The sequence below is a fragment of the Streptomyces sp. NPDC059695 genome (assembly GCF_042733785.1).
Taxonomy (GTDB): domain Bacteria; phylum Actinomycetota; class Actinomycetes; order Streptomycetales; family Streptomycetaceae; genus Streptomyces.
On the sequence record NZ_JBHWFF010000021.1, the window covers coordinates 124,001 to 145,783 of the forward strand.

Annotated in this window: 25 protein-coding genes; 12 read left to right on the forward strand and 13 right to left on the reverse strand. The window is 74.6% G+C overall.

From position 1 onward, the window contains the following. Positions 1-50 precede the first annotated feature (50 nt). Positions 51-524: a hypothetical protein gene (locus tag ACFV2S_RS25290; RefSeq protein ID WP_385563300.1), complete on the forward strand. Its 474-nt coding sequence runs from the start codon at positions 51-53 to the stop codon at positions 522-524. Positions 525-549: 25 nt separating this feature from the next. Here ACFV2S_RS25290 and ACFV2S_RS25295 read toward each other — a convergent pair whose 3' ends face one another. The 3 genes from ACFV2S_RS25295 to ACFV2S_RS25305 all read right to left on the reverse strand — a co-directional run bounded on the left by ACFV2S_RS25295 (position 550) and on the right by ACFV2S_RS25305 (position 2,407). Further along, entirely contained in the window at positions 550-1,038 is a 489-nt protein-coding gene (locus tag ACFV2S_RS25295) for a hypothetical protein (RefSeq protein ID WP_385563303.1), read from the reverse strand. 125 nt (positions 1,039-1,163) lie between these two features. Next, the gene (locus ACFV2S_RS25300) at positions 1,164-1,691 is read right to left on the reverse strand and encodes a DinB family protein (protein WP_385563306.1); all 528 of its coding nucleotides are present in this window, start codon (positions 1,689-1,691) and stop codon (positions 1,164-1,166) included. A gap of 98 nt (positions 1,692-1,789) precedes the next feature. Further along, entirely contained in the window at positions 1,790-2,407 is a 618-nt protein-coding gene (locus ACFV2S_RS25305) for a TetR/AcrR family transcriptional regulator (protein ID WP_385563309.1), read from the reverse strand. Between the two features lie 121 nt (positions 2,408-2,528). Between ACFV2S_RS25305 and ACFV2S_RS25310 the strand changes: the two genes are divergently transcribed. Together ACFV2S_RS25310 and ACFV2S_RS25315 are read left to right on the forward strand one after the other, a co-directional pair. Beyond that, the gene (locus ACFV2S_RS25310) at positions 2,529-3,755 is read left to right on the forward strand and encodes an FAD-dependent monooxygenase (protein WP_385563312.1); all 1,227 of its coding nucleotides are present in this window, start codon (positions 2,529-2,531) and stop codon (positions 3,753-3,755) included. A 60-nt stretch (positions 3,756-3,815) separates the two neighbouring features. Continuing rightward, positions 3,816-4,721, forward strand: a complete 906-nt coding sequence (locus ACFV2S_RS25315; RefSeq protein ID WP_383799144.1) for a Gfo/Idh/MocA family protein — start codon at positions 3,816-3,818, stop codon at positions 4,719-4,721. A 7-nt stretch (positions 4,722-4,728) separates the two neighbouring features. Here the strand turns inward: ACFV2S_RS25315 and ACFV2S_RS25320 are convergent, their stop codons facing one another. Further along, positions 4,729-5,172: a nuclear transport factor 2 family protein gene (locus ACFV2S_RS25320; RefSeq protein ID WP_385563317.1), complete on the reverse strand. Its 444-nt coding sequence runs from the start codon at positions 5,170-5,172 to the stop codon at positions 4,729-4,731. Between the two features lie 249 nt (positions 5,173-5,421). On the opposite strand from ACFV2S_RS25320, the gene ACFV2S_RS25325 reads away from it, so the two are divergent. Beyond that, positions 5,422-6,015 carry a flavin reductase family protein gene (locus ACFV2S_RS25325; RefSeq protein ID WP_385563320.1) on the forward strand — a complete coding sequence of 198 codons (594 nt, stop codon included), beginning with the start codon at positions 5,422-5,424 and terminating at the stop codon, positions 6,013-6,015. A gap of 6 nt (positions 6,016-6,021) precedes the next feature. Here ACFV2S_RS25325 and ACFV2S_RS25330 read toward each other — a convergent pair whose 3' ends face one another. Both ACFV2S_RS25330 and ACFV2S_RS25335 read right to left on the reverse strand, forming a co-directional pair. Continuing rightward, the gene (locus tag ACFV2S_RS25330; protein WP_385563323.1) at positions 6,022-6,897 is read right to left on the reverse strand and encodes an undecaprenyl-diphosphate phosphatase; all 876 of its coding nucleotides are present in this window, start codon (positions 6,895-6,897) and stop codon (positions 6,022-6,024) included. Between the two features lie 99 nt (positions 6,898-6,996). Then, positions 6,997-7,752 carry a TVP38/TMEM64 family protein gene (locus tag ACFV2S_RS25335; RefSeq protein ID WP_385563326.1) on the reverse strand — a complete coding sequence of 252 codons (756 nt, stop codon included), beginning with the start codon at positions 7,750-7,752 and terminating at the stop codon, positions 6,997-6,999. A gap of 96 nt (positions 7,753-7,848) precedes the next feature. Between ACFV2S_RS25335 and ACFV2S_RS25340 the strand changes: the two genes are divergently transcribed. The 3 genes from ACFV2S_RS25340 to ACFV2S_RS25350 all read left to right on the forward strand — a co-directional run bounded on the left by ACFV2S_RS25340 (position 7,849) and on the right by ACFV2S_RS25350 (position 10,429). After that, positions 7,849-8,550 (forward strand): DNA alkylation repair protein, encoded by a 702-nt coding sequence (locus ACFV2S_RS25340; protein ID WP_385563329.1) that lies wholly within the window; start codon positions 7,849-7,851, stop codon positions 8,548-8,550. Between the two features lie 66 nt (positions 8,551-8,616). Further along, positions 8,617-9,486: a patatin-like phospholipase family protein gene (locus ACFV2S_RS25345; protein WP_385563332.1), complete on the forward strand. Its 870-nt coding sequence runs from the start codon at positions 8,617-8,619 to the stop codon at positions 9,484-9,486. A gap of 97 nt (positions 9,487-9,583) precedes the next feature. Continuing rightward, positions 9,584-10,429, forward strand: a complete 846-nt coding sequence (locus ACFV2S_RS25350; RefSeq protein ID WP_385563335.1) for a spermidine synthase — start codon at positions 9,584-9,586, stop codon at positions 10,427-10,429. On the opposite strand, the gene ACFV2S_RS25355 is transcribed toward ACFV2S_RS25350, so the two are convergent. Further along, on the reverse strand, positions 10,391-11,707 hold the full coding sequence (locus ACFV2S_RS25355) for an MFS transporter (RefSeq protein ID WP_385563338.1): 1,317 nt from the start codon (positions 11,705-11,707) through the stop codon (positions 10,391-10,393). The two genes, ACFV2S_RS25350 and ACFV2S_RS25355, sit on opposite strands and share 39 nt — an antisense overlap. A 138-nt stretch (positions 11,708-11,845) precedes the next feature. Further along, complete coding sequence (locus ACFV2S_RS25360; RefSeq protein WP_385563342.1) at positions 11,846-12,997, reverse strand: hypothetical protein; 1,152 nt, start codon at positions 12,995-12,997, stop codon at positions 11,846-11,848. Positions 12,998-13,092: 95 nt separating this feature from the next. Between ACFV2S_RS25360 and ACFV2S_RS25365 the strand changes: the two genes are divergently transcribed. Together ACFV2S_RS25365 and ACFV2S_RS25370 are read left to right on the forward strand one after the other, a co-directional pair. Beyond that, entirely contained in the window at positions 13,093-13,545 is a 453-nt protein-coding gene (locus ACFV2S_RS25365) for a DUF4442 domain-containing protein (protein WP_382869772.1), read from the forward strand. Positions 13,546-13,724: 179 nt separating this feature from the next. Next, positions 13,725-14,378 (forward strand): DedA family protein, encoded by a 654-nt coding sequence (locus ACFV2S_RS25370; RefSeq protein WP_385563346.1) that lies wholly within the window; start codon positions 13,725-13,727, stop codon positions 14,376-14,378. Between the two features lie 67 nt (positions 14,379-14,445). Here the strand turns inward: ACFV2S_RS25370 and ACFV2S_RS25375 are convergent, their stop codons facing one another. Next, positions 14,446-14,973 (reverse strand): gamma carbonic anhydrase family protein, encoded by a 528-nt coding sequence (locus ACFV2S_RS25375; protein WP_385563348.1) that lies wholly within the window; start codon positions 14,971-14,973, stop codon positions 14,446-14,448. Positions 14,974-15,104: 131 nt separating this feature from the next. On the opposite strand from ACFV2S_RS25375, the gene ACFV2S_RS25380 reads away from it, so the two are divergent. Beyond that, positions 15,105-15,872: an acyltransferase gene (locus tag ACFV2S_RS25380; protein ID WP_385563351.1), complete on the forward strand. Its 768-nt coding sequence runs from the start codon at positions 15,105-15,107 to the stop codon at positions 15,870-15,872. Between the two features lie 25 nt (positions 15,873-15,897). On the opposite strand, the gene ACFV2S_RS25385 is transcribed toward ACFV2S_RS25380, so the two are convergent. Then, positions 15,898-16,761 (reverse strand): EamA family transporter, encoded by an 864-nt coding sequence (locus tag ACFV2S_RS25385; RefSeq protein WP_383796623.1) that lies wholly within the window; start codon positions 16,759-16,761, stop codon positions 15,898-15,900. 105 nt (positions 16,762-16,866) lie between these two features. Between ACFV2S_RS25385 and ACFV2S_RS25390 the strand changes: the two genes are divergently transcribed. Both ACFV2S_RS25390 and ACFV2S_RS25395 read left to right on the forward strand, forming a co-directional pair. Next, on the forward strand, positions 16,867-17,439 hold the full coding sequence (locus tag ACFV2S_RS25390) for a helix-turn-helix domain-containing protein (RefSeq protein WP_383796625.1): 573 nt from the start codon (positions 16,867-16,869) through the stop codon (positions 17,437-17,439). Between the two features lie 43 nt (positions 17,440-17,482). Then, a complete protein-coding gene (locus ACFV2S_RS25395) occupies positions 17,483-18,046 on the forward strand; it encodes a YbaK/EbsC family protein (protein ID WP_385563356.1) in 564 nt (187 codons plus the stop codon). A gap of 12 nt (positions 18,047-18,058) precedes the next feature. On the opposite strand, the gene ACFV2S_RS25400 is transcribed toward ACFV2S_RS25395, so the two are convergent. The 3 genes from ACFV2S_RS25400 to ACFV2S_RS25410 all read right to left on the reverse strand — a co-directional run bounded on the left by ACFV2S_RS25400 (position 18,059) and on the right by ACFV2S_RS25410 (position 21,647). Further along, the gene (locus ACFV2S_RS25400; protein WP_385563358.1) at positions 18,059-18,499 is read right to left on the reverse strand and encodes a CoA-binding protein; all 441 of its coding nucleotides are present in this window, start codon (positions 18,497-18,499) and stop codon (positions 18,059-18,061) included. Between the two features lie 99 nt (positions 18,500-18,598). Beyond that, positions 18,599-20,119, reverse strand: coding sequence for a carboxylesterase/lipase family protein (locus ACFV2S_RS25405; protein WP_385563361.1), 1,521 nt, complete (start codon positions 20,117-20,119; stop codon positions 18,599-18,601). A gap of 40 nt (positions 20,120-20,159) precedes the next feature. Continuing rightward, positions 20,160-21,647, reverse strand: coding sequence for a long-chain fatty acid--CoA ligase (locus tag ACFV2S_RS25410; RefSeq protein WP_385563364.1), 1,488 nt, complete (start codon positions 21,645-21,647; stop codon positions 20,160-20,162). Positions 21,648-21,783 lie beyond the last annotated feature (136 nt).

Consider the following 21,783-nt stretch of genomic DNA (forward strand, 5'->3'; position numbering starts at 1 on the left):
GGGTGCGGCTAGCGTCGTCAATCCCAGTGGGTGAGCGGGTGGAGATCGCGGTGACCGAGCAGCAGCAGGTGTCGGACGACGGTGTCATGACCAGGATCGGGCAGGCCATGATGCTGCTGCACGGTGGCGACCGCGAGGAGGCCAGGAACCGCTTCGGCGTGCTGTGGCAGCAGATCGGCCCGGACGGCGACCCGCTGCACCGCTGCACCCTCGCGCACTACATGGCGGACGCCCAGGACGATCCCGACACCGAGCTGGCCTGGGACCTGCGGGCGCTCAGCGCGGCCGAGGGCCTCGCCGAGGAGCGGCTCGCCGCGCACGACTCGGCGGCCGCCCTGCGGGCACTGTACCCCTCGCTCCAGCTGAACCTGGCCGCCGACTACGTCAAGCTCCAGCGCCCCGACGCCGCGCGGGTCCATCTGGACCGGGCGCGCGCGGCCTCGGACCACCTCGACGACGACGGCTACGGGAACGGGGTGCGGGCCGCGATCGAGCGCCTGGAGCTGCGGCTCAGGGACGCGTGACCCGGACCGCCGCTCCGGGAGGGGCTCACCGGCCGTAGGCCCCCTGGCAGATCCTCGCCTGGTCGCTGCCCGGGGCCCAGCCCCCGTACCGCTCGCCCAGGTCGCAGACGTCGACGTGGGTGACGGCCGGGTGCCCCGGCAGCCCCGTGAGCCGCGGAAGCCCCGGCGGGTCCGGCCGGGCCGCCGGACGCGGCCGCTCGCGCCGCTCCGGTACGGACGCGGGGTGCGGGGCCTGCGCGCGGGGCGGCACGGCCGTCCGCCGGTGCTGCCCCGAGGGGGGCGTCGCGCGGGGCGCGGGGGACGGCGGGCCCGTGGGGAGCGCCGCTTCGAGGGCCTCGCGGGCCGGGCCCTCGACGATCTGCGGCGCCGCGTCCCGCGCGGGACGCACGGTGTCGGGCGCGGGCGCGGGGGACGGGGTGGGCACCGACGGCGGGGCGTCCACCGAGACGCAGCCCGCCAGGGCGGCCACCGCCGCCCCGACCAGGATCTTCGCTGTTGTTCGGGTTCCATGCACCCGCGCAACTCTGCTGTTCCGCCGGCGGTCTTCGCGCCCCTACCGGCGGGGAATGCCCCGCACGGGTGAGGTGCGCTCCGCTCTTGACCGGGGGGCCGGGCGGAGCCGCTCCGCCCGGCGGCGGGTCAGTCGCCGGTCGCGCCGTCGATCCGCTCGCGGATGAGGTCCGCGTGGCCGTTGTGGCGGGCGTACTCCTCGATCATGTGGAGATAGATCCAGCGGAGGTTGAAGCGTTCGCCGCTGCGGTGGTCGCCCGCGCCCAGGACGTCCAGGTCACGCCCGGCGGCCAGCGTGCGCGCGTGCCCGATCTCGGCCTGCCAGGTGGCGTGGGCCTCCGCGTAGGTGTCCTCGTCCGTGACGTGGATGTCCCGGTCGTGGTCCTCCGGCGTCGAGTAGATCCACGGCGCCTCCTCGCCGGCCAGGACGCGGCGGAACCAGCCGCGCTCGACCTCGGCCATGTGCCGTACCAGGCCGAGGAGGTTGAGGTCCGACGGTGGGGCGGACGGGGTGCGCAGCTGGGTGTCGTCGAGCCCCTCGCACTTCATCGCGAGGGTCGCACGGTGGAAGTCGAGCCACTGCTCCAGCGCCTCGCGCTCGCCCGTGAGGGTGCCCGGGTCGACGCGCGGGGTGGATTCGGTCTTCTCGGTGGTCATGGGCGGCATCGTCCCCCATGATCGCGGGCGGCGCCAGGGGTTTCGGCCGGGGCCCGGGCCCCGGGACGGCCGCTCGGGCCGGGGGCGGCTCGTCCGGTTCAGGGCCGGTGGCCCAGCATGCCGCGCAGCAGTTCGTCGAAGCCGGTGCGCAGGTCCGCGCGGCTCGGGACGGCCGCGTGGAAGGAGCCGGCGGCGCAGGAGAACATCATCCCCTCGGTCCAGGCGATGAGGGAGAGCGCGTGCCGCTCCGGCTCCGGCGATCCGGCCGCCGTCATCATCGCGATCAGCGGGGTGTGGAAGGCCGCGCCCGCCGTGTCGAAGAAGCTCCGGAGCTCGGGGCGGCGGGTCGCCTCCAGGGCCAGCTCGTAGCGGGAGACGAGCAGCGGGCGGTGGTCGGTCAGATAGCGGTGCAGGGAGAGGGCGAGGGCGTCCACGAGCGCCTCGCCGCCGCGCTCCGGACCGGGCAGTTCGTGCGGGGTGAGGACGGCGGCCTCCCGCTCGACCAGGCGCCGCACGGCCGTCTCCAGGAGCGCCTGCCGCGTCCGGGCGTGGTTGGACGTCGAGCCCTGCGGCAGCCCCGCGCACTCGTCGACGGCGCGGTGGGTCAGGCCCCGCATCCCCCGCTCGGCCAGGAGGGCGAGGGCGGCGTCACCGATCCGCTCGGCGCGGGACGGGAGGGACTCCGGGGCCGGGGTCCCGGCGGGGGCTGCGGTCATGGGGGACAACCTACTACCGGCCCCTACCGGGGTGACTACACCTGTAGTACGGTCGCGGTGTCGCCCTCACTACAGCTGTAGTGAGTGGTTCGATCCGACCGTCCCGGACCGAGGAGCAGCCATGGAACAGCACCGCGCCGTCGTCGTCGGAGCCGGCATCGGCGGACTCGCCGCAGCCGTCGCCCTGCACCGGCGCGGCTGGCAGGTCACCGTCCTCGAACGAGCCGCCGACCTCACCCCCGTCGGCGCCGGCATCGCCCTCGCCCCCAACGCGCAGCGCGCCCTCGACGTCATCGGCCTTGGCGACCGCGTCCGCGACCTCTCCGCCTGGCAGGGCGACGGCGGCATGCGGACCCCCGGCGGCCGCTGGCTCGCCCGCACCGACGCCGAGGCCGCCGCCCACCGCTTCGGCGGACCCCTCGTGCTCCTGCACCGCGCCACGCTCGTCGAGATCCTCACCGCGGCCCTGCCCGAGGACGCCGTGCGCACCGGCGTCTCCGCCGCCGTCACCGACCCCGGCGACGACGACCGACCCGCCCGCGTCACCGTCACCGGCGCGGACACCGCGGCCGGAGGCGAGCTGGAGGCCGCACTCGTCCTCGGCTCCGACGGCATCCACTCGGCCACCCGCCGGACGCTCTTCCCCGGCCACCCCGGCCCCCGCTACTCCGGCAGCACCAGCTGGCGCGTCGTCGTCCCCGCCCCCGCGCGGCCCTTCGCCCCGCACGAGACCTGGGGAGCCGGCCGGCTGTGGGGCAGTCAGCCCCTCAAGGACGGCCGGGTGTACGCGTACGCCATGGCCCTCGCCCCCGCCGGCGCCCACGCGCCGGACGACGAGAAGGCCGAACTCCTCCGGCTCTTCGGGGACTGGCACCACCCCGTCCCCGAGATCCTCGCCGCCGTCACCCCCGACCGGATCCTGCGGCACGACGTCCACCACCTGCCCGACCCGCTGCCCGCCTTCCACCGGGGCCGGGTGGCCCTCCTCGGTGACGCCGCGCACGCGATGATGCCGAGCCTCGGCCAGGGCGGTAACCAGGCGATCGAGGACGCCGTCGTCCTCGCCCACCACGCCGGCGACGCCGCCGGATTCCGGCCGGGCCGCGCGCTCGCCGCGTACACCGCCGACCGGCTGCCGCGCACCACCGCGATCGTCCGCAGGGCCGCCCGCACCGGTGCCATCACCATGCTCTCCGCCCGCCCCGCCGTCGCCCTGCGCGACGCCGCGGTGACCGCCGTCTCCCGCTTCGGGCCCGGCCTCGCCCTGCGCGGCTTCGACGGCATCTGCGACTGGCGGCCGCCCGTCGGCGCGGTCCCTCCGGCCGGGCGCGTGATCCACCCCGCGTAAGCTGACCGGCGCGCGAGGCCCGGACGGCCGGGGCCGGCGAACGACGACAAGGGAGACCCCGTGAAGGTTGGCTGCATCGGACTCGGCGACATCGCCCAGAAGGCCTACCTCCCCGTCCTCAGTACCCTTCCCGGGGTCGAGCTGCACCTCCAGACCCGCACCCCCGCGACCCTGGAGCGGGTCGCCGACACCCTCCACCTGCCCGCCGGCCGGCGCCACACCGACCTCGACTCGCTGCTCTCCGCCGGCCTCGACGCGGCCTTCGTCCACGCCTCCACCGCCGCCCACGCCGAGATCGCCGGCCGGCTCCTCGACGCCGGCGTCCCCACGTACGTCGACAAGCCCCTCGCGTACGAGTACGCCGACTCCGAGCGGATCGTGGAGCTCGCCGAGAAGCGTGCCGTCAGCCTCGCCGTCGGCTTCAACCGGCGCCTCGCGCCCGGCTACGCCCAGTGCGCCGAGCACCCGCGCGAGCTGATCCTCCTCCAGAAGAACCGGATCGGGCTGCCCGAGGACCCCCGCACCTTCGTCCTCGACGACTTCATCCACGTCGTCGACACCCTGCGCTTCCTGCTCCCCGGCGAGATCGAGCACGTCGACGTGCGGGCCCGGATCCGCGAGGGGCTCATGCACCACGTGGTGCTCCAGCTCTCCGGCGACGGCTTCACCGCCATCGGCATGATGAACCGGATGAACGGATCCACCGAGGAGATCCTGGAGGTCTCCGGCCAGGACGCCAAGCGCCAGGTCCTCAACCTCGCCGAGGTCGTCGACCACAAGGGGCAGCCGACCGTGCGCCGGCGCGGCGACTGGGTCCCCGTGGCCCGGCAGCGGGGCATCGAGCAGGCGGTCCTCGCCTTCCTCGACGCGGTACGGGAGGGCCGGGTGCTCAGCGCCCGCGACGCCCTGCTCACCCACGAGCTCTGCGAGCGCGTCGTCCGCGAGGCGCTGCTCCAGGCGGGCTGACCGGCGGTCAGGTGCGGCGCCAGCGTTCGTCGACGACGACCGAGGTGAGCCGCCAGCCGTCCGCGGTGCGGCGCGCCGCGAACGCGTAGCGCCCGCCGCAGACGAAGTCCTCGCCGGAGGTGAACCGCATCGGGTTGACGTAGTCGGCGCCGACGTCCGCCCGGTCCCCGGTCTCCGGGTAGCCTCCCGGCTCCCGGAACCGCACCCGCCGGTTCACGATGAGGTGCTGGCGCACGGGGAAGAGGGGCAGCGTCGCGGCGAGCCACTCCGCGACCTCCGCCGCGGGCCCCTCGATCCCGCCCGAGCCGCGGTAGTCGGCCCTGCCGTCCGGGGTGAACAGGCCCCGGTAGTCGCTCCAGTCACCCTCGTCCACGGCCGCCGCGTAGCCGGTGATCAGGTCGTCGAGGGCGAATCGGTCCATCACGGTCGCGAGGTCCACGCGCTGCGTCATCGGCTCAGTGTCGGCCAGCGGACGCCAGGGGCCAAGGGCCGTGCGCGCCGGATGTGCGCGGGTTCGGCGGGCGGCCCGGGGCGGACGGGCGCGAGGAGGGCTGTCGGGGCGCCGGGTCGGACCAGCCGTCGTGCGGGAGCTCTTCAGGGTGCCAGGGCCGGTGCCGGTGCCAGAGCCAGAGCCAGCGCCAGGGCCGGTCGTGCCGGCCGCCGTGCCGGGGCCCCCGGTTCGCCGGTCATACTGGCCGCCATGCGCGTGAACATCGATCCCGAACTGACCGACCGCACCTCCTTCTACCGGCTGCTGACCGCCACCGTCGTCCCCCGGCCCATCGCCTGGGTGTCCACGACCTCGGCCGACGGGACGGACAACCTCGCCCCGCACTCCTTCTTCACCATCTCCTCGGTGAGCCCGCCGGTCGTCCAGTTCACCTCGGTCGGGCGCAAGGACTCCCTGCGCAACGTGGAGGAGACGGGGGAGTTCGTGGTGAACCTCGCCCCCGAGGGACTCTTCGAGCGGATCAACGCCACCGCGACGGACTTCCCGCGCGGAGTGAGCGAGTTCGACGCGTGCGGCATCGAGCGGGAGCCGAGCCTGCGGGTGAAGCCGCCGCGGGTCGCCCAGTCCCCGGTGGCCCTGGAGTGCGCGCTGCACAGCACGCTGCGGATCGGCGACTCCACGGTCGTCTTCGGCCGGGTCGTGCACGCCGCCGTCGACGAGTCCGTCATGGTCGACGGCCACCCCGAGATGACCCTGATGCGCCCGCTGACCCGGCTCGGCAAGAACGAGTGGGGCACCCTGGGCGGCATCGAGGAGATCGCCAGGGTGCCCTACCGGGGCTGAGCCGCGTCAGCCCGCGGACTCGCCGGCGTGCGGGCTCAGCACGCCGGCCGAGACCAGCACGATGAGCAGGATGCCGAGCAGGATCCGGTAGATCACGAACGGCATGAAGGACTTCGTGGTGATGAACTTCATGAACCAGGCGATCACCGCGTAACCGACGGCGAAGGCGACGATCGTGGCGAAGAGCGTCGGGCCCCAGGAGACGTGGCCGCTCTCGCTCGCGTCCTTCAGCTCGAACACGCCGGAGGCCAGCACCGCCGGGATCGCGAGCAGGAACGAGTACCGGGCCGCCGCCTCACGGGTGTAGCCCATGAACAGACCGCCGGAGATCGTCGCGCCGGACCGGGAGACGCCCGGGATCAGGGCCATCGCCTGGCAGAAGCCGTAGATCAGGCCGTCCTTCACACTCAGGTCCTTGAGCGTCTTGCGCTCGCGCATCGCGCGGTGCCGGCCGCCGACCTCGTCCCGGGCGGCCATCCGGTCGGCGACGCCGAGGACGATGCCCATCACGATGAGGGTGGCCGCCGTGATCCGCAGGTCGCGGAAGGGGCCCTCGATCTGGTCCTTGAGCGTGACGCCGAGGACACCGATCGGGATGGAGCCGACGATCACCAGCCAGCCCATCTGGGCATCGTGGTCGGACCGCATCGACCGGTCGGTGAGCGAGCGGAACCAGGCCGAGACGATCCGCGCGATGTCCTTGCGGAAGTAGATCAGGACCGCGGTCTCCGTGCCGATCTGCGTGATGGCGGTGAAGGCCGCACCCGGGTCCTCCCAGCCGGCGAAGGCCGCCGTGAGGCGGAGGTGCGCGCTGGAGGAGATGGGAAGGAACTCCGTCAGCCCCTGGACGAGTCCCAGGATGAACGATTCGAACCAACTCATGGGGCTAGGGCCGTCCCGTTATGTACGTGTGCGGTCAGAAGGTCGTGCGCAGAGTACATGCCGAAGATGACGTGCTCGTGGCGAGGACCGCGGCCCTCCCTACGGAAGGGCCGGCTCCCGCACCGGCTCGGGCTCCGGGGCCGCGGCCCGGCCCGCGGCCCGCAGCCCGTGCCGCTTGCGCCAGGCCACCACCGCCGCGCCGAGGCCCGACAGGACGATGAACCCCGCCGAGAGGAGGAACGCCGGAGAGCCCGGCTCACCGGCCTGCGCGCCCGCCACCACGTACGCCGCCGTGTTCGGCAGGGAACCCAGCGCCGTCGCCACGAGGAACGGCACGTACCGCATCCGGGAGACGGCCGCGCAGTAGTTGGCCGCCGCGAACGGCACCCCCGGGAACAGCCGGATCGCCAGCATCGAGCGGAACCCGTGCCGGCTCAGCTGCCCGTCCGCCGCCGTCAGCCAGCGGCCCCGCACCAGCGGCCGCAGCGCGTCCTGCCCCAGGAACCGGCCGAGGGTGAACGCGATGCCCGCGCCGAGCACGGTCCCCGCGAGTGCGCCCGTCAGACCGGCCGCGGAGCCGAAGAGGGCGCCCGCCGCCAGATTGAGCACCGGACGCGGGACGAAGGCCGCCGCGCACACCCCGTACGCGAGACCGAAGAGCAGCACCGCCCCGGCGCCGCTCGTGTGCGGCGGCCAGCCCGACGCGAGCATCCGCTGCGGCTCGTACAGCACCACCAGGGTGGCCGCCGAGAGCAGCAGGACGGCGAGCAGCGAGAGCCGCGAGCGGGGGGAGAGCAGGGCCCGGGAGCAGCGGACGGCGAGGGAGCCCGGCGGCCGGGGCGCGGGAGCGAGCATTCGGGGAGAGTAACGGACGCGTCCGTAGGAGCGCCGTAATGTGCGTCATGTCCGTCCGGGCGCGCACCCGGGGCGCGCCGCGACCGAGAGGGCCCCATGACCGACACCGCGCCGCCCGCGAGCGCCCTCGCCGACACCGTCCTGGCGCGCCTCACCACGGCCTACCCGGCCGCCGGGAATCCCTTCCGGGCACAGGAGATGGTCGCGTACATGAAGGGCGTGGCCCCCTTCCTCGGCATCCGCACGCCCGAGCGCCGCGCCCTGTCCCGGACCGTTCTCGACGGCACCCCGCGCCCCGGCGAGGCCGACTGCGCGGCGATCGCGCTGCGCTGCTTCGCCCTCCCCGAGCGCGAGTACCACTACTTCGCCGTCGACTACCTGCGCCGGCACGTCAGGAGCTGCTCGTCCGGCTTCCTGCCGGTCGCCCGCCGGCTCGTCACCACCGTCTCCTGGTGGGACACGGTCGACCACCTCGCCGCCCACGTCGTCGGCGGCCTGGTGGCGGCCGACCCCGCCCTCGCCGGCGAGATGGACGCGTGGATCGACGACGAGGACCTGTGGGTCGCCCGCACCGCCCTCCTCCACCAGCTCCGCTTCAAGGACGCCACCGACGCCGACCGGCTCTTCGCCTACTGCCTGCGCCGGTCGGCCCACCCCGACTTCTTCGTCCGCAAGGCCATCGGCTGGAGCCTGCGCGAGTACGGCAAGACCGCCCCCGCCGAGGTCAGGGCCTTCGTCGCCGCCCACGGCTCCCGGCTCGCCCCCCTCTCGGTCCGCGAGGCCCTCAAGAACCTCTAGGGGGCCTCGGGGTGCCGTGCCCACCCCGGGCACCGGACGGCCCAACTGCTTTGTCAGACTCGGCACATGACGGAGACGGGGAAGCGGGCGGGGAAGCGGACGGCGCTGGTGCTCGGATCCGGCGGGCTCGTCGGAGCCGGGTGGGAGGCGGGGGTGCTGCGCGGGCTCCTCGACGCGGGGACCGACCCGACCACCGCCGATCTGATCGTCGGCAGCTCCGCCGGCGCGGTCGTCGGCGCGCGGATCGCCTCCGGACGGGCCGGGCTCGACGCGCTCTACGAGGAGCAGCTCGACCCGGAGGCCACCGAGCCCGCCGTGCGGCTCGGCGTCCCGACGATCCTCCGCTACGCCGTCGCCGTCCTGCGGTCCCGTACCCCCGAGGAGTACGGGCGCAGGCTCGGCCGGATCGCTCTGGCGGCGCCCACCGTCCCCGAGGCCGACCGCCGCGCGACCGTCGCCCGGCGGCTCGGCGGCGCCGCCGCCTGGCCCGCCCGGCCGCTGCTGGTCACCGCGGTGGACGCCGCGACCGGGGAGCTCACCGCCTTCGACGAGGACAGCGGGGTCCCGCTGGCCGACGCCGTCACCGCGAGCTGCGCCATCCCCGGTGTCTGGCCCCCGGCGACCCTCGGCGGACGCCGCTGGCTCGACGGCGGCATCCACTCCACGGCCAACGCGCACCTGGCCGCCGGGTACGACCGGATCGTCGTCGTCGCGCCCAGCGCGCGGGGGAGCAGGGTCGTGCCCTCGCCGGCCCGGCAGAGCGCGGACCTCGCCGCCGGCGGGGCGCGGGTCGAGGTGATCACCCCGGACGCCGCCTCGCGCAGGGCGATGGGCCGCGACGCCCTCGATCCGGCCCACCGCGCGGCGGCCGCCCGCGCGGGGCGGGCCCAGGCCGCCGTCCACGCCGCGGCCGTCGCCGCGGTGTGGACGGACTGACGGTCCGCTCCCCGCGCCGGGCCTCCGGCGGAACCCGCGCCGGGCCTCGGGCGGATCCCCCGGCGGTCGCCCGCGGGAGGGGCGGCACAATGAACGCGTGAACGAGCACATCCCCGTCATCCGCGAAGTCGATCAGGGCACCGCGCGCCTCATGCCCGACGTGGACCGGGAGCGGGCCTGGCTGCTCACGGTCGACGGCGCGCCCCAGTCGTACGTCGACCTGGACGATCCCGCGTACCTGGAGTTCGAGTACGCGCGCCGCCTCGCCCACGTCGTCGACGGCGCCGCCCGGCCGGGGGAGCCCCTCGACGTCCTGCACCTGGGCGGCGGCGCGCTCTCGCTGCCCCGGTACGTCGCCGTGACCCGGCCCGGCTCCCGTCAGGACGTCGTCGAGGCCGACCGGGGGCTGCTCGCCCTCGTCGAGGAGCACCTGCCGCTGCCCGAGGGATCGGGGACCACCGTGCACGGAGCCGACGCCCGCGCCTGGCTGGAGGCCGCGCCGGACGCCTCGGCCGACGTGATCGTGGGCGACGTCTTCGGCGGTTCGCGGGTGCCCGCGCACTTCACCTCCGTCGAGTACGCGCGCGAGGTACGGCGCGTGCTGCGGCCCGGCGGGCTCTACGCCGCCAATCTCGCCGACGGGGCGCCGTTCCCCTTCCTCCGCTCCCAGCTCGCCACCTTCGCCGCCGTCTTCCCGGAGCTGGCGCTCGTCGCGGAGCCCGCCGTGCTGCGCGGCCGGCGCTTCGGGAACGCGGTCCTCGTCGCCTCCGGCCGGGAGATCGACATCGCCCACCTCGCGCGGCGCGCGGCCGCCGACGCCTTCCCCGCGCGCGTGGAGCACGGGGAGACGCTCGGCCGCTTCACCGGCGCCGCGGAACCCGTCCTCGACACCGGGGCCGTCCCGTCACCCGTTCCCCCTGAGGGCGCCTTCGGCATCGGCTGAGGGGGCCGCGGCCCCCGCGACCTCCTTGGTGTGCGGGCGCCGCGTCAGGTTCCGTACGTCCGGCACGAACAGGACGAGCGCGGTGACGAGCACCATCAGCGCCGCCGCGCCCCACAGCGCCTCGCTCCGGCCGAAGGCGCTCTCCGCCGGGCCCGCGAGGGCCGTGGACAGCGGCAGCAGGGCCGTCGACCCGAACCAGTCGTACGCGGAGACCCGGGACAGCTTCTCCTCCGGGATCTCCTGGTGCATGGTCGTCATCCACGAGACGCCGAAGACCTCGATCGCGACGCCGCTGACGAACATCGCGGCCGTCAGGCCCGCCGCGTCCAGCGGCACCGCCAGCGCCGCCGAGGGCAGCGCGATCGGGAAGACGCACAGGGTCCCGACGAAGAGCATCCGGCGCGGCTTCCACCGGGTCATCAGGACCGCGCCCGCGACCGTCCCCGCCCCGTACGCGGCGAGCGCGATGCCCCAGGGACGGGAGCCGCCCAGCTCGTCCCGGGCGACCAGCGGTCCGTACACCGCCTCGACGGCGCCGATCAGCCCGACCACCACCGAGAACTGGGCGACGATCGACCACAGCCAGGGCCGGCCGACGAACTCCTGCCAGCCCTCCCGCAGATCCGCGAAGAGCCCGCCGCCGGGAGCCCGGTCCGGGATCCCGCTCACGTCGAGGAAGGCCCGCAGACCGCCCGCGACGGCGAACGCGACGGCGTCGATCGCGAGGACCCAGCCCGGTCCGACGAAGGCGACGAGGGCGCCGCCCAGCGCGGCCCCGCCGATGGCGGCGCCGTGCATCGCCATCCGGAAGACGGCGAAGGCGCGGCCGGCCTGTTCCCCGCTGACGGTGGCCATGAGCATGCCCTCGGCCGCCGGGTTGAAGAAGGCCTGGCCGGTGCCGCAGAGGGCGGTGAGCACCATCATCTGCCAGATGCGGGCCTCGCCCGAGAGCACGAGGACGGCGAAGGCGGCCTGCGAGACGCAGTTGAGGGCGTTGGCCGCGACCATGACCCGGTGCCGGGGGACCCGGTCGGCCACCGCGCCGCCGATGAGCAGGAAGAGGACCAGCGGCAGGAACCGCGCCATGGCCACGAGACCCACGTCGCCCGCGTCGCCCCCGGAGTCGAAGACCGCCCAGGTGGTGGCGATCAGCGCGCCGTGCGTGCCGAGGTTGGTCACGACGGTGGCGGCGGTGAGGAGGACGTAGTTGCGGCCCGCCCACTCGGGGCGGCGGGAGCGGAGCGGGGCCTGGCGGGGGGAGGCGGCGGGTGTGGTCACCCCGGGACTATCCCTGGCCGCTCCCCGTACTGCCAACCCGATATCCGGACGGTCCGTCAGGGCGGTCGCCGCACCCCGGGACGGACGGGAGCACCGGGACCACCGGGACCGGCGTGGCCGGGCCCGGTGGGCGGCGGGTCAGGCGGCGGGGGCGAGCCGGACGGTGGAGAGGATCTGCCGGATCGTCGCCTCGGGGAGCTCGTCCTTGACGCCGTCGGCCCCGTAGAGCACCCAGGTCGAGAAGTCGCCCGCGGTGTTCTTGAAGGTGAAGGCGTAGGACTTGCCGTCCGTCTCGCACTTGTTGCGCTTCTTCACGCCCGGCGCCGTGGCGGTCGCCAGGCTGCCGGTGAGACCGGACTTCGTCGTGTACGGCACGGGCTTGGTGATCTTGATGGTGCTCTGCGGCATGTGCTGCGCGTAGCCGCCCCACACCCACGTGCCCGCCTCGCCGCGCGCGGCGGACGCGGTGTCCTTGGCGCCCTGGCCGCCCTTCGTGCCCGCGGCGGCGAGGTCCCACTTCTCCTCGGTGCCGTTCTTGTCGACGTCGTACGCGCACCAGTTGCTCTTCAGGCGCGTGGGCGAGGACATCGTGACGAGCGGGCTGCCGTCGCCCTTCTTGTCGTCCTCGAAGAAGTAGATCGACCCCGGCTTCAGGACGTCCCACTCCGGTGGTACGTCGAAGAGGGTGCCGTACTTCGGGTTGTAGACGACCTTCCAGCCGGGGACCGTCGGCTGCTGCGCCGCGCCGTCGCGCGGGTTGGCGATCCCGGAGGACTGGCTCGGGGCGGGCGCCGGGCCCGACGAGGGGTCCGCGGAGGCGGTGGCCGTGACCGACGGCTTGGAGTCGTCGGCGGTGTTCTTCTTGTCGTCGTCCTTGCCGAGCACCAGGAATCCGGTGACGCCGGCCGCGACGACCACGGCGGTGGCGGCGACGACCGCCACGAGCGTCGTCTGCTTCTTCTTCCCGCCGCCGGGCCCGCCGGGCTGTCCCGGGCCGGGCACCGCGTACTGCTGCGGCACGGTCGGCTGCTGGTACGGGTTCGGCTGGCCCGGCTGCTGGGCATACCCCTGCTGCGGGTAGCCGGGCTGCGCGGGCGGCTGCTGCGGGTAGCCCGGCTGCGCGGGCTGCTGCGGGTAGCCGGGCTGTGTCGGCGGCTGCTGCGGATACCCGGGCTGGGTCGGCGGCTGCTGATACGGGTTCGGCTGCTGGTACCCCGACTGCTGGTAGGGGTTCTGACTCTGGTCCTGCGGGTTCTGCTCGCCCCCGGGCGGCTGCTGTCCTGGCCACATGGCCAGTAACCATAGAGGTGCGGGCGCCGCTCGACCACGCCCGCCCCCGACCGGGGGATGGCCAAGGCTGCTACTCGCGGGTAACATCACGGTCCATGAGCGCAGACCAGATGTCCGTCGGCGAGATGCTCGCCGCCACGGTCCCCATGGCCGGGACCCTGAAGCTGGAGTTCCTGGAGACCACCGCCGAGCGCGCCGTCGTGCGCCTCCCGGACCAGCCCGCCTACCACAACCACCTCGGCGGCCCGCACGCCGGAGCGATGTTCACGCTGGCTGAGTCCGCCAGCGGCGCCATCGTGCTCGCCGCCTTCGGCGACCAGCTGGGCCGCGCCGTGCCGCTCGCCGTCAAGGCCGAGATCGGCTACAAGAAGCTGGCCATGGGCGTCGTCACCGCCACCGCCACCCTCGGCCGCCCCGCCGCCGAGGTCGTCGCCGAACTCGACGCCGGGGAGCGCCCCGAGTTCCCGGTGCGGATCGACATCACCCGCGAGGACGGTGCCGTGACCGGCGAGATGACCGTCGTGTGGACCCTGCGCCCGAACTCCTGACCCCGGACGCCGCGTACCGCCCCCGCACCCGCACCGGGTGCGGGGGCGGCCGCGTCCCCGGGGGCGCCCCCGCGGATTCGCGGTCCGTCCACGCCGACCGGGTAGGCTTCCCCGGCATGCCCGCCGACCTGCGTGCCGGGCCATCGAGCAGCTGAGCAGCCGACACGGGAGGAACCGCGTTGCACGTCCAGGAGTGGCTGGAGACGATCCCCGCGGTCGCCGTCTACCTTCTCGTCGGAGTGGTGATCGGGCTGGAGAGCCTGGGCATCCCGCTCCCCGGCGAGATCGTGCTCGTCAGCTCGGCGCTGCTCGCCTCGCAGCACGGCGACATCAATCCGTACGTGCTCGGGGCCTGCGCCACCGCCGGCGCGATCATCGGCGACTCCATCGGTTACGCGATCGGGCGCAAGGGCGGACGGCCGCTGCTCGCCTGGCTGGGCCGGAGGTTCCCGAAGCACTTCAGCGAGGCGAACATCGGGCTCGCCGAGAGCTCCTTCCAGAAGTGGGGCATGTGGGCCGTCTTCTTCGGCCGGTTCATCGCCCTCCTCCGCATCTTCGCGGGGCCGCTCGCCGGCGTGCTGAAGATGCCGTACTGGAAGTTCCTCGTCGCCAACGTCCTCGGCGGCATCCTGTGGGCCGGCGGCACCACGGCCGTCATCTACACCGTCGGCGTCGTCGCCGAGGCCTGGCTCAAGCGCTTCTCCTGGCTCGGCCTGGTCCTCGCCGTACTGATCGGCATCGCCTCGATGCTGGTGGTCAGGAACCGCGCCAAGAAGGCGGCGGCACAGCGCGCCGAGGCGCCGGAGCCCGAGCCGGTCCCGGCGGCGGACTGAGCGCGCGCGGACGCACGTGACGGAGGGCGGCACCCGGGGGACGGGCGCCGCCCTCCTCGCGTACGGCTCAGTCCTCGAAGGCCTCGGCGTGCCCCTTGGCGAGCAGCAGGTACATCTCGGCGTTCAGCAGGATGCCCGCCTTCTCCTCGTCGGTCAGCGGGCGGCGCACCTTCGCGGGCACCCCGGCGACCAGCGAGCCGGGCGGGATCTCCATCCCCTGGGGGACCAGCGCCTGCGCCGCGACGAGCGAGCCGGCGCCGATCCGGGCCCCGTTGAGGACCGTCGCGCCCATGCCGACGAGCACGTCGTCCTCGATGACGCAGCCGTGCACGGTCGCGTTGTGGCCGACCGTCACCCGGTCGCCGATCGAGACGGGGAAGCCGGGGTCGACGTGGACCGTGCAGTTGTCCTGGATGTTGGAGTCCTCGCCGATCGCGATGGGACCGCAGTCCGCCCGCAGCACCGCGTGGTACCAGATGCTTGCGCGGGCTCCGAGCGTGACCTCGCCGAGCACCACGGAGGTCGGGGCGGTGAAGGCGGTCGGATCGATGTGCGGCTCCTTGCCGCCCACTGCCTTGATCAACGCCTCTGTCATGGTTCGCTCCTGATCGTCTGCCGTCGTGTCACGCCCGGGGGTGCCCCCGGGCGCAGCCTATGCCGTGCTCATGACGGACATCACAGCGCACCACGGTGATCAGGCACGACGGCGCCGACTACGGTGGCCGGGTGCCCAGGAACAGAAACACGTTCTCGTCCCTCGCCGCCTGGCGGCGCCGGGTCCTCGCCCGTGCGGTGCAGGGTGGCTGGCGCTGGGTGCAGCAGGCCGGCTCCGTCACCGCCGAGCACCCCGGGAAGCTGCGGTTCCGCCGCCTCGGCGCGGGCACCCGGCTGGCCTTCCCGCAGGGCACGGTCTTCGGTGAGCCGTGGATCGAGATCGGCGAGTGCTGCATCATCGCCGAGCAGGTCACGCTGACGGCGGGGATGCTGCCGGACCTCGACCTCGGGACGGAGACGGTCCTCACCCTCGGGGACGGGGTCGTCCTCGGGCGGGGCAGCCACGTCATCGCCGACGCCCGGGTGACGATCGGCTCCGACACGTACTGCGGTCCGTACGTCTACATCACCTCGACGAACCACAGTTACGACGACCCGGACGAGCCCGTCGGCCGCCAGTGGCCCCGCTCGGAGCCCGTCTCCATCGGACCCGGTTGCTGGCTCGGGACCGGCGCGGTGGTCCTGCCCGGCGCGCGCCTCGGCCGGAACGTCGTGGTGGCGGCGGGCGCGGTGGTGCGCGGCGAGGTCCCGGACCACTCCGTCGTGGCGGGCGCGCCCGCGAAGGTCGTCCGCAGCTGGACCCGGGAGACCGGCTGGCAGCCGCCCCTGCGCACTCCCGCCCCGGTCCCGATCCCGGAACACGTCACGCCGGAGCAACTGGCCGCGCTCGCGGCCTGGGAGGCACAGCGCGCCGGAAGCTCCGAGTCCGTACCGTCCTGATCCGGCCTGATCCGAAGGAGACGGCCTAGCCGGTCGCCAGGAGGACCGTGCCCACCAGGGCGAGGCCCGCGCCCGCCGCCTGGACGGCGCGGAGCCGTTCCTTCAGGACGCCGCGGGCCGCGAGGGCCGTGACGACCGGGTAGAGGCTGGCGAGGACGGCGGCGACGGTGACCGGGCCCTGCTGTGCGGCGATCGCGTACGTGCCGTTGGCGGCGACGTCCGCGAGGCCCACGAAGGCGAGGGCCGGGAGTGCGGCGCGGACGACCGCGGGGCCGCCCTCCGGGAGCGCGCGGCCTCCGCGCCGCACCGAGGCGTACAGGGCGCCGCCGCCGACCAGGACGTTGGTGACGCGCTGGACGAACAGGGCGAGGAACAGGCCGGTGACGGTCGTGGAGGCCTCGGCGATGAGCGCCATCACCGAGCCGAATCCGAAGGCCGCGACCAGGGTCAGCAGGACCGCCTGGCGCTGGACGGGCGCCCCGCGCAGCTCGGGTCCGCCCGCGAGCACCACGCCCAGGACCGCCACGCCGATCCCGGCGAACTGGAGCAGACCCGGCCGGTCCCCGACGAGGAGGCCGACGGAGACGGGGACGACGACGCCGAGCGAGCCGAGGGGTGAGACGACGCCCATCGGGCCGAGCGCGAGCGCCTTGTAGAAGGCGAGCATGGCCGCAGGCCCGACGACGCCCGCCCCGACCGCGTACCAGAGCTGGGGCCCCGCCTCGGTCCAGGCGCCGGTCGCGAGGACGACCGTGCCGAGGACGAGGACCGCGAGGGTCTGGGAGACCACGACCACGGTGAGGGCGGGGATCCGCCGCGTGAGAAGCCCGCCGCCGAAGTCGGCGAGGCCCCACAGAAGGCTGGTGGCCAGGGCGAACAGGGCGGTCATGTGATCCTCGCAGGGGCGTGCGGCAGTACAGTGCAGTGAACCATCGGGTGCACCTCACCGTAGTTCAGTGCATTGGACTCTGTCATCCAGAATATTGGACGGAATGTGTCGGACCTCGACCAGCTCACGCAGTCGCTCGCCCGGAACCTGAAGCGCTGGCGCAAGGAGCGGGGATTCACCCTGGACGCGCTCGCGGCGCGTGCGGGCGTCAGCCGCGGCATGATCATCCAGATCGAGCAGGCCCGGACCAACCCCAGCGTCGGCACCACCGTGAAGCTGGCCGACGCCCTGGGCGTCTCCATCACGACCCTCCTCGACTACGAGCAGGGCCCCCAGGTCCGGCTCGTCCCGCCCGGCCAGGCCGTCCGCATGTGGTCCACCTCCACCGGCAGCCACACCACCCTCCTCGTCGGCACCGAGGCCCGCGGCCCGCTGGAGCTCTGGTCCTGGAGCCTCATGCCGGGCGAGGGCAGCGACTCCGACCCGCACCCGGAGGGCACGGTCGAGCTGCTGCACGTCACCGCCGGGACGCTCACCCTGGTCGTGGACGGCGAGGACCACCCCCTGCCCGCCGGCACCTCCGCCGTCTTCGAGGCCAACGTCGCCCACGCGTACCGCAACGACGGCGACGAGCCGGCCGAGATGACGATGGCCGTCTCCATCCCGCCCGTACGCTGAGACGAGCGTCCGCACTCCGGTCGGGATTGCTAGCGTCGGGCGCATGCGCGCACCCATCGGAGACTTCGACGACGCCCGGCCCGCCCCCGACTGCCTCGACCTGCTGACCGGCCCCGTCGCGGCCGCCGTCCGCGCCTGGACGGGCCCCGTCCCGGCCGACCGGCTGGTGTACGTGGACACCGACCCGGCCATCGCCGACACCGCCGTGTTCGTGGAGCACCACGGGCCCGCGCTGCTCGACGCCTCGGCCAACTGCGTGGTCGTCGCGGGCAGGCGCGGGGAGGCGACGACGCTCGCCGCGTGCCTCGTGAAGTCGGCGACCCGCGTCGACGTCAACGGCGTCGTCCGCAAGCACCTCGGCGCCCGCAAGGCCTCGTTCGCCCCGATGGACACCGCGACCGGCGAGACCGGCATGGAGTACGGCGGGATCACCCCCGTCGGCCTCCCGGCCGGCTGGCCCCTGCTCGTCGACGCCGCGGTCGTCGACACCGAGTGGGTCCTCGTCGGCAGCGGCCGCCGCCGGGGCAAGCTCATCGTCCCCGGCAAGGCCTTCGCCCAACTCCCCGGCGCCGTCGTCCTGGACGGCCTCGGCGTCCCCGTCGGCTGACCCTCCCCGGCCTCAGCCCAGGCGCGGGATCTCGATGGCGGGGCAGCGGTCCATGACCATGTCGAGGCCCGCCTCGCGGGTGCGGGCGAACGCGTCCTCGTCGATGACGTCCAGCTGGAACCAGACCGCCTTCGCGCCGATCGCGACCGCCTCGTCGGCGACGGCGCCCGCCAGGCCGCTGTTCACGAAGACGTCCACGACGTCGACCGGGAACGGGATGTCGGCCAGCGACGCGTAACCCCGCTCGCCGTGCACCGTCTCCGCCTTCGGGTGGACCGGGACGATCCGCTTGCCGAACCGCTGGAGCACCGCCGCCACCCCGTACGCGGCGCGGGACTCGTTGGAGGAGAGGCCGACCACCGCCCAGGTGTCGCCCGTGGACGTCAGGATCCGCCGCACCGCCTCCGACGCGGAGTACGCGGCGGGGTCCGTGGTCGTGGTGTCTGTGCTCATCGCTTCTGCTGCCTCTCGTCGGCGCGGCCCGTCCTCCCTGTGAACGAGCCGCGCCGGGCCGTGATTCCCGAACGGGGAGATCGGCGCTCCCCCGGGGGATCAGCCCTCCCAGGCCCGCCGTTCGGCCTCCCGCGGCGCCTCGACCAGGGACGGCGTCCCGGGGCCGAAGGTCATCACCGGACGGGCCGCGTCCCACGGACGCCAGCCCGGGTCGCCGGTCCTCGCGAAGGCCACCCAGGCCGCGTGCATGGCCGTGGCCAGGGCCTGCGGAGCATCCGGGCCCGTCAGCGCGCGCGTCTCCGGCACGTCGAGCGTGTCGAAGACGAAGCCGAGCTCGAGCGCGTGGCAGGCGCGGAGATCGAGGACGGGGGAGGGCCAGCCGAACTCGTACAGGTACGTCCCTCCCCGGGCCGCCGCGCGCCGCCGGGCGTCCGCGACCCGGTACAGCGGGAGCCGCAGCAGCCGGTCGGTGGCGATCGCGCCGAGCACCTCGCCCGGCCTCTCCCCGGGCCGCCCCGCGCGGTACACCCGGGCCGTGCGCGCCGGCACCTTCGCCCTCCACAGCACGAGCCGCTGCGCGAGGTGGCCGATCCGGTCGGTCAGGCCGCCCGGCACGAACCACAGCCGGTACTCCTCCGAGGTCGTGCCCATCAGCAGGTCGAGCTCCGCCGAGGCGCCGGCGTCGAGCGCCTCCACCGGATCGCGCGGAACCACCTCGCCGTCCACCACGATCTGGAAGGAGTGACCGCCCGTCAGGGGCGAGCCCTTCGCGGTCACCTCCGTCTGCGCCGCGAGCAGCCGTTCCCGGTCCACGCGCGCGAAGGCCTCCGCCGTCGCCGGCACCCCCAGGCGCGCGGCCACCGCCTCCGTGGTGCGGCCGGCGCCGCCCGGCGGAAGCGCGGACGGCGGCCCGCTCTGCAGGACGGCCCGCCGGAACAGGCCTTTCGCGAGCGGCGAGGTCAGCAGGGCGGCGATCGACATCGCCCCCGCCGACTCGCCGAAGACCGTCACGCGCTCCGGGTCGCCGCCGAAGGCCGCGACGGTGTCGCGGACCCAGGTGAGCGCGGCGATCTGGTCGCGCAGCCCCAGGTTCCCCGGGGCGTCGGGGAAGACCCCGAACCCCTCCACGCCGAGCCGGTAGTTGACCGAGACGAGCACGACCCCGTCCCGGGCGAAGGCGGTGCCGTCGTAGACGGGGACGGCCGAGGAGCCGTGGAGCAGCGAGCCGCCGTGGATCCACACCATGACGGGCCGCCCGCCCTCGCCGGGCCCGTGGGCGGTACCCCCGCCCGGTCCGACGGCCGCGCCCCCCTCGCCCGGCCCCGGGCCGGCGCCCCACGGCGCCCACACGTTCAGGTTCAGGCAGGCGTCGCCCGCGACCTCGGGGTCCGGGAGGAGCGCGGCCAGCGGCGGGGCGTACGGCCGCTTCGGCGCCGTCGGCCCGAAGGCGGTGGCCTCCCGCACCCCCTCCCAGGGTTCGGCCGGTTCCGGCGCCCGGAACCGCAGCGGCCCCACGGGGGCCCGCGCGTAGGGGACGCCGAGGAAGGAGGCCACCCCGTCCTTCAGGGCGCCGCGCAGCACGCCGTACCGCGTGCGGGTCTCCGCCGCGTACTCCGTCATCCGTTCAGCACCTTCCCGGGTCGACAGGACACCGCACTCCTCAGGCCTCCGCCGTCAGCGCGCGCTTGAGGACCTTGCCCGTCGGGCCGAGCGGCAGCTCCTCGACGAAACGCACGATCCGGGGGTACTTGTGGCGGCCCAGCCGCTCCCGCGACCAGTCCACGAGCTCCTCCTCGGAGAGCGGGGCGGTGCCCTCCCGGCGCACCACCACCGCGCAGACCTCCTCGCCCCTCCGCTCGTCGGGGACTCCGATCACCGCGACCTCCGAGACCGACGGGTGCCGCACCAGGACCTCCTCGACCTCGCGCGGGTAGATGTTGTAGCCGCCCCGGATCACCAGGTCCTTCTTCCGGTCGACGATCCGCAGGAAGCCGTCCTCGTCCCGGACCCCCAGGTCACCCGTGCGGAACCAGCCGTCCACGACCGCCGCGGCCGTCGCCGCGGGGTCGTCCAGGTAGCCGGCGAAGACGTTGTGCCCGCGCACCACCACCTCCCCGACCTCTCCGTCCGCGAGCAGCCGGATCCCGTCCTCGACGGCCGCGTCCGCGATGCCCACCTCGACGCCCCACACCGGGTGCCCGACCGTCCCCGGCCGGCGGCCGATGTGCGGCTGGTTGAACGTGGCGACCGGCGAGGTCTCCGTCAGGCCGTACCCCTCCAGGACCTGGGTGCGGAAGGTCTCCTCGAAGCGCTCCAGGACGGCGACCGGCAGCGCCGCGCCGCCCGACACGGCGGCCCGCAGCGCCCCGGGACGCGGCGCGGCGGCCGAAGCCGCCTCCACCAGGGCGTGGTACATCGTCGGCACGCCCATGAAGACGGTCACGCCCTCGTCGACGAGCACCCGGAGGGCCGCGGGACCGCTGAACCGGGGCATCAGGACGAGCGTCGCACCCTGGCGGAGCGTCCCGTTCATCGCGCAGGTCTGGCCGTAGCTGTGGAAGAGCGGCAGACAGCCGAGGACCACGTCGCCCGTGCCGAGGCCCAGCAGGTCCTGGGAGGTCACCGAGGCGTTCATGACGATGTTGAGATGGGTCAGGAGGGCGCCCTTGGGGCGGCCCGTCGTCCCGCTCGTGTAGAGGATGACGGCCGTGTCCGAGGGCTCGGCCGGCTCCGGCGCGGCCAGCGGCGCGGCGGCCGACGGCGCCCCCTGGAAGGCGCGCACCCCGGCGGCGCGCGCCGCCTCGTCGGCCACCGCCCACAGCGGCCCGCCGCTCACGATGCCGACCGCGCCGCTGTGCTCCAGGACGAACCGCACCTCGTCGGCGACCAGCAGCGCGTGCACCGGCACGACCGTCGCGCCGGCCGCGAGCGCCCCGTAGTACACGTACAGGAACTCGGTGGTGTTCGGCAGCAGCACCGCCAGCCGGTCGCCCGGCCGCACCCCGGCCTCGCGCAGCCCGGCCGCGCAGCGGAGCGCCTCCGTCCACAGCTCCCGGTAGGTGAGCCGGGTCGCGCCCTCGACGACCGCGATCCGGTCGGGGAAGTGGCGGGCGGACTCGCCCAGCACGCCGGCGACGCTCAGTGACATGACACGCTCCAGGGACACGCGGGGACGACAGCGGAGGCAACGGCGCTGTCGACGATCGGCTGACACCGCACAGAATCCTGCGCCGGGACGTCCGGACGCCATGTGCAGCTGCCCACCGTGTGCGCGGCCGAGCTGG

Bases quoted from the DNA above. Each gene is read 5' to 3' on its own strand.
- ACFV2S_RS25305 (WP_385563309.1), bottom strand. From the start codon at position 2,407: ATGACCGCAGCCCCCGCCGGGACCCCGGCCCCGGAGTCCCTCCCGTCC.
- ACFV2S_RS25335 (WP_385563326.1), bottom strand. From the start codon at position 7,752: ATGCTCGCTCCCGCGCCCCGGCCGCCGGGCTCCCTCGCCGTCCGCTGC.
- ACFV2S_RS25310 (WP_385563312.1), top strand. From the start codon at position 2,529: ATGGAACAGCACCGCGCCGTCGTCGTCGGAGCCGGCATCGGCGGACTC.
- ACFV2S_RS25365 (WP_382869772.1), top strand. From the start codon at position 13,093: ATGAGCGCAGACCAGATGTCCGTCGGCGAGATGCTCGCCGCCACGGTC.
- ACFV2S_RS25360 (WP_385563342.1), bottom strand. From the start codon at position 12,997: ATGTGGCCAGGACAGCAGCCGCCCGGGGGCGAGCAGAACCCGCAGGAC.
- ACFV2S_RS25325 (WP_385563320.1), top strand. From the start codon at position 5,422: ATGCGCGTGAACATCGATCCCGAACTGACCGACCGCACCTCCTTCTAC.
- ACFV2S_RS25375 (WP_385563348.1), bottom strand. From the start codon at position 14,973: ATGACAGAGGCGTTGATCAAGGCAGTGGGCGGCAAGGAGCCGCACATC.
- ACFV2S_RS25340 (WP_385563329.1), top strand. From the start codon at position 7,849: ATGACCGACACCGCGCCGCCCGCGAGCGCCCTCGCCGACACCGTCCTG.
- ACFV2S_RS25405 (WP_385563361.1), bottom strand. From the start codon at position 20,119: ATGACGGAGTACGCGGCGGAGACCCGCACGCGGTACGGCGTGCTGCGC.
- ACFV2S_RS25400 (WP_385563358.1), bottom strand. From the start codon at position 18,499: ATGAGCACAGACACCACGACCACGGACCCCGCCGCGTACTCCGCGTCG.
- ACFV2S_RS25300 (WP_385563306.1), bottom strand. From the start codon at position 1,691: ATGACCACCGAGAAGACCGAATCCACCCCGCGCGTCGACCCGGGCACC.
- ACFV2S_RS25410 (WP_385563364.1), bottom strand. From the start codon at position 21,647: ATGTCACTGAGCGTCGCCGGCGTGCTGGGCGAGTCCGCCCGCCACTTC.
- ACFV2S_RS25345 (WP_385563332.1), top strand. From the start codon at position 8,617: ATGACGGAGACGGGGAAGCGGGCGGGGAAGCGGACGGCGCTGGTGCTC.
- ACFV2S_RS25330 (WP_385563323.1), bottom strand. From the start codon at position 6,897: ATGAGTTGGTTCGAATCGTTCATCCTGGGACTCGTCCAGGGGCTGACG.
- ACFV2S_RS25395 (WP_385563356.1), top strand. From the start codon at position 17,483: ATGCGCGCACCCATCGGAGACTTCGACGACGCCCGGCCCGCCCCCGAC.
- ACFV2S_RS25385 (WP_383796623.1), bottom strand. From the start codon at position 16,761: ATGACCGCCCTGTTCGCCCTGGCCACCAGCCTTCTGTGGGGCCTCGCC.
- ACFV2S_RS25320 (WP_385563317.1), bottom strand. From the start codon at position 5,172: ATGACGCAGCGCGTGGACCTCGCGACCGTGATGGACCGATTCGCCCTC.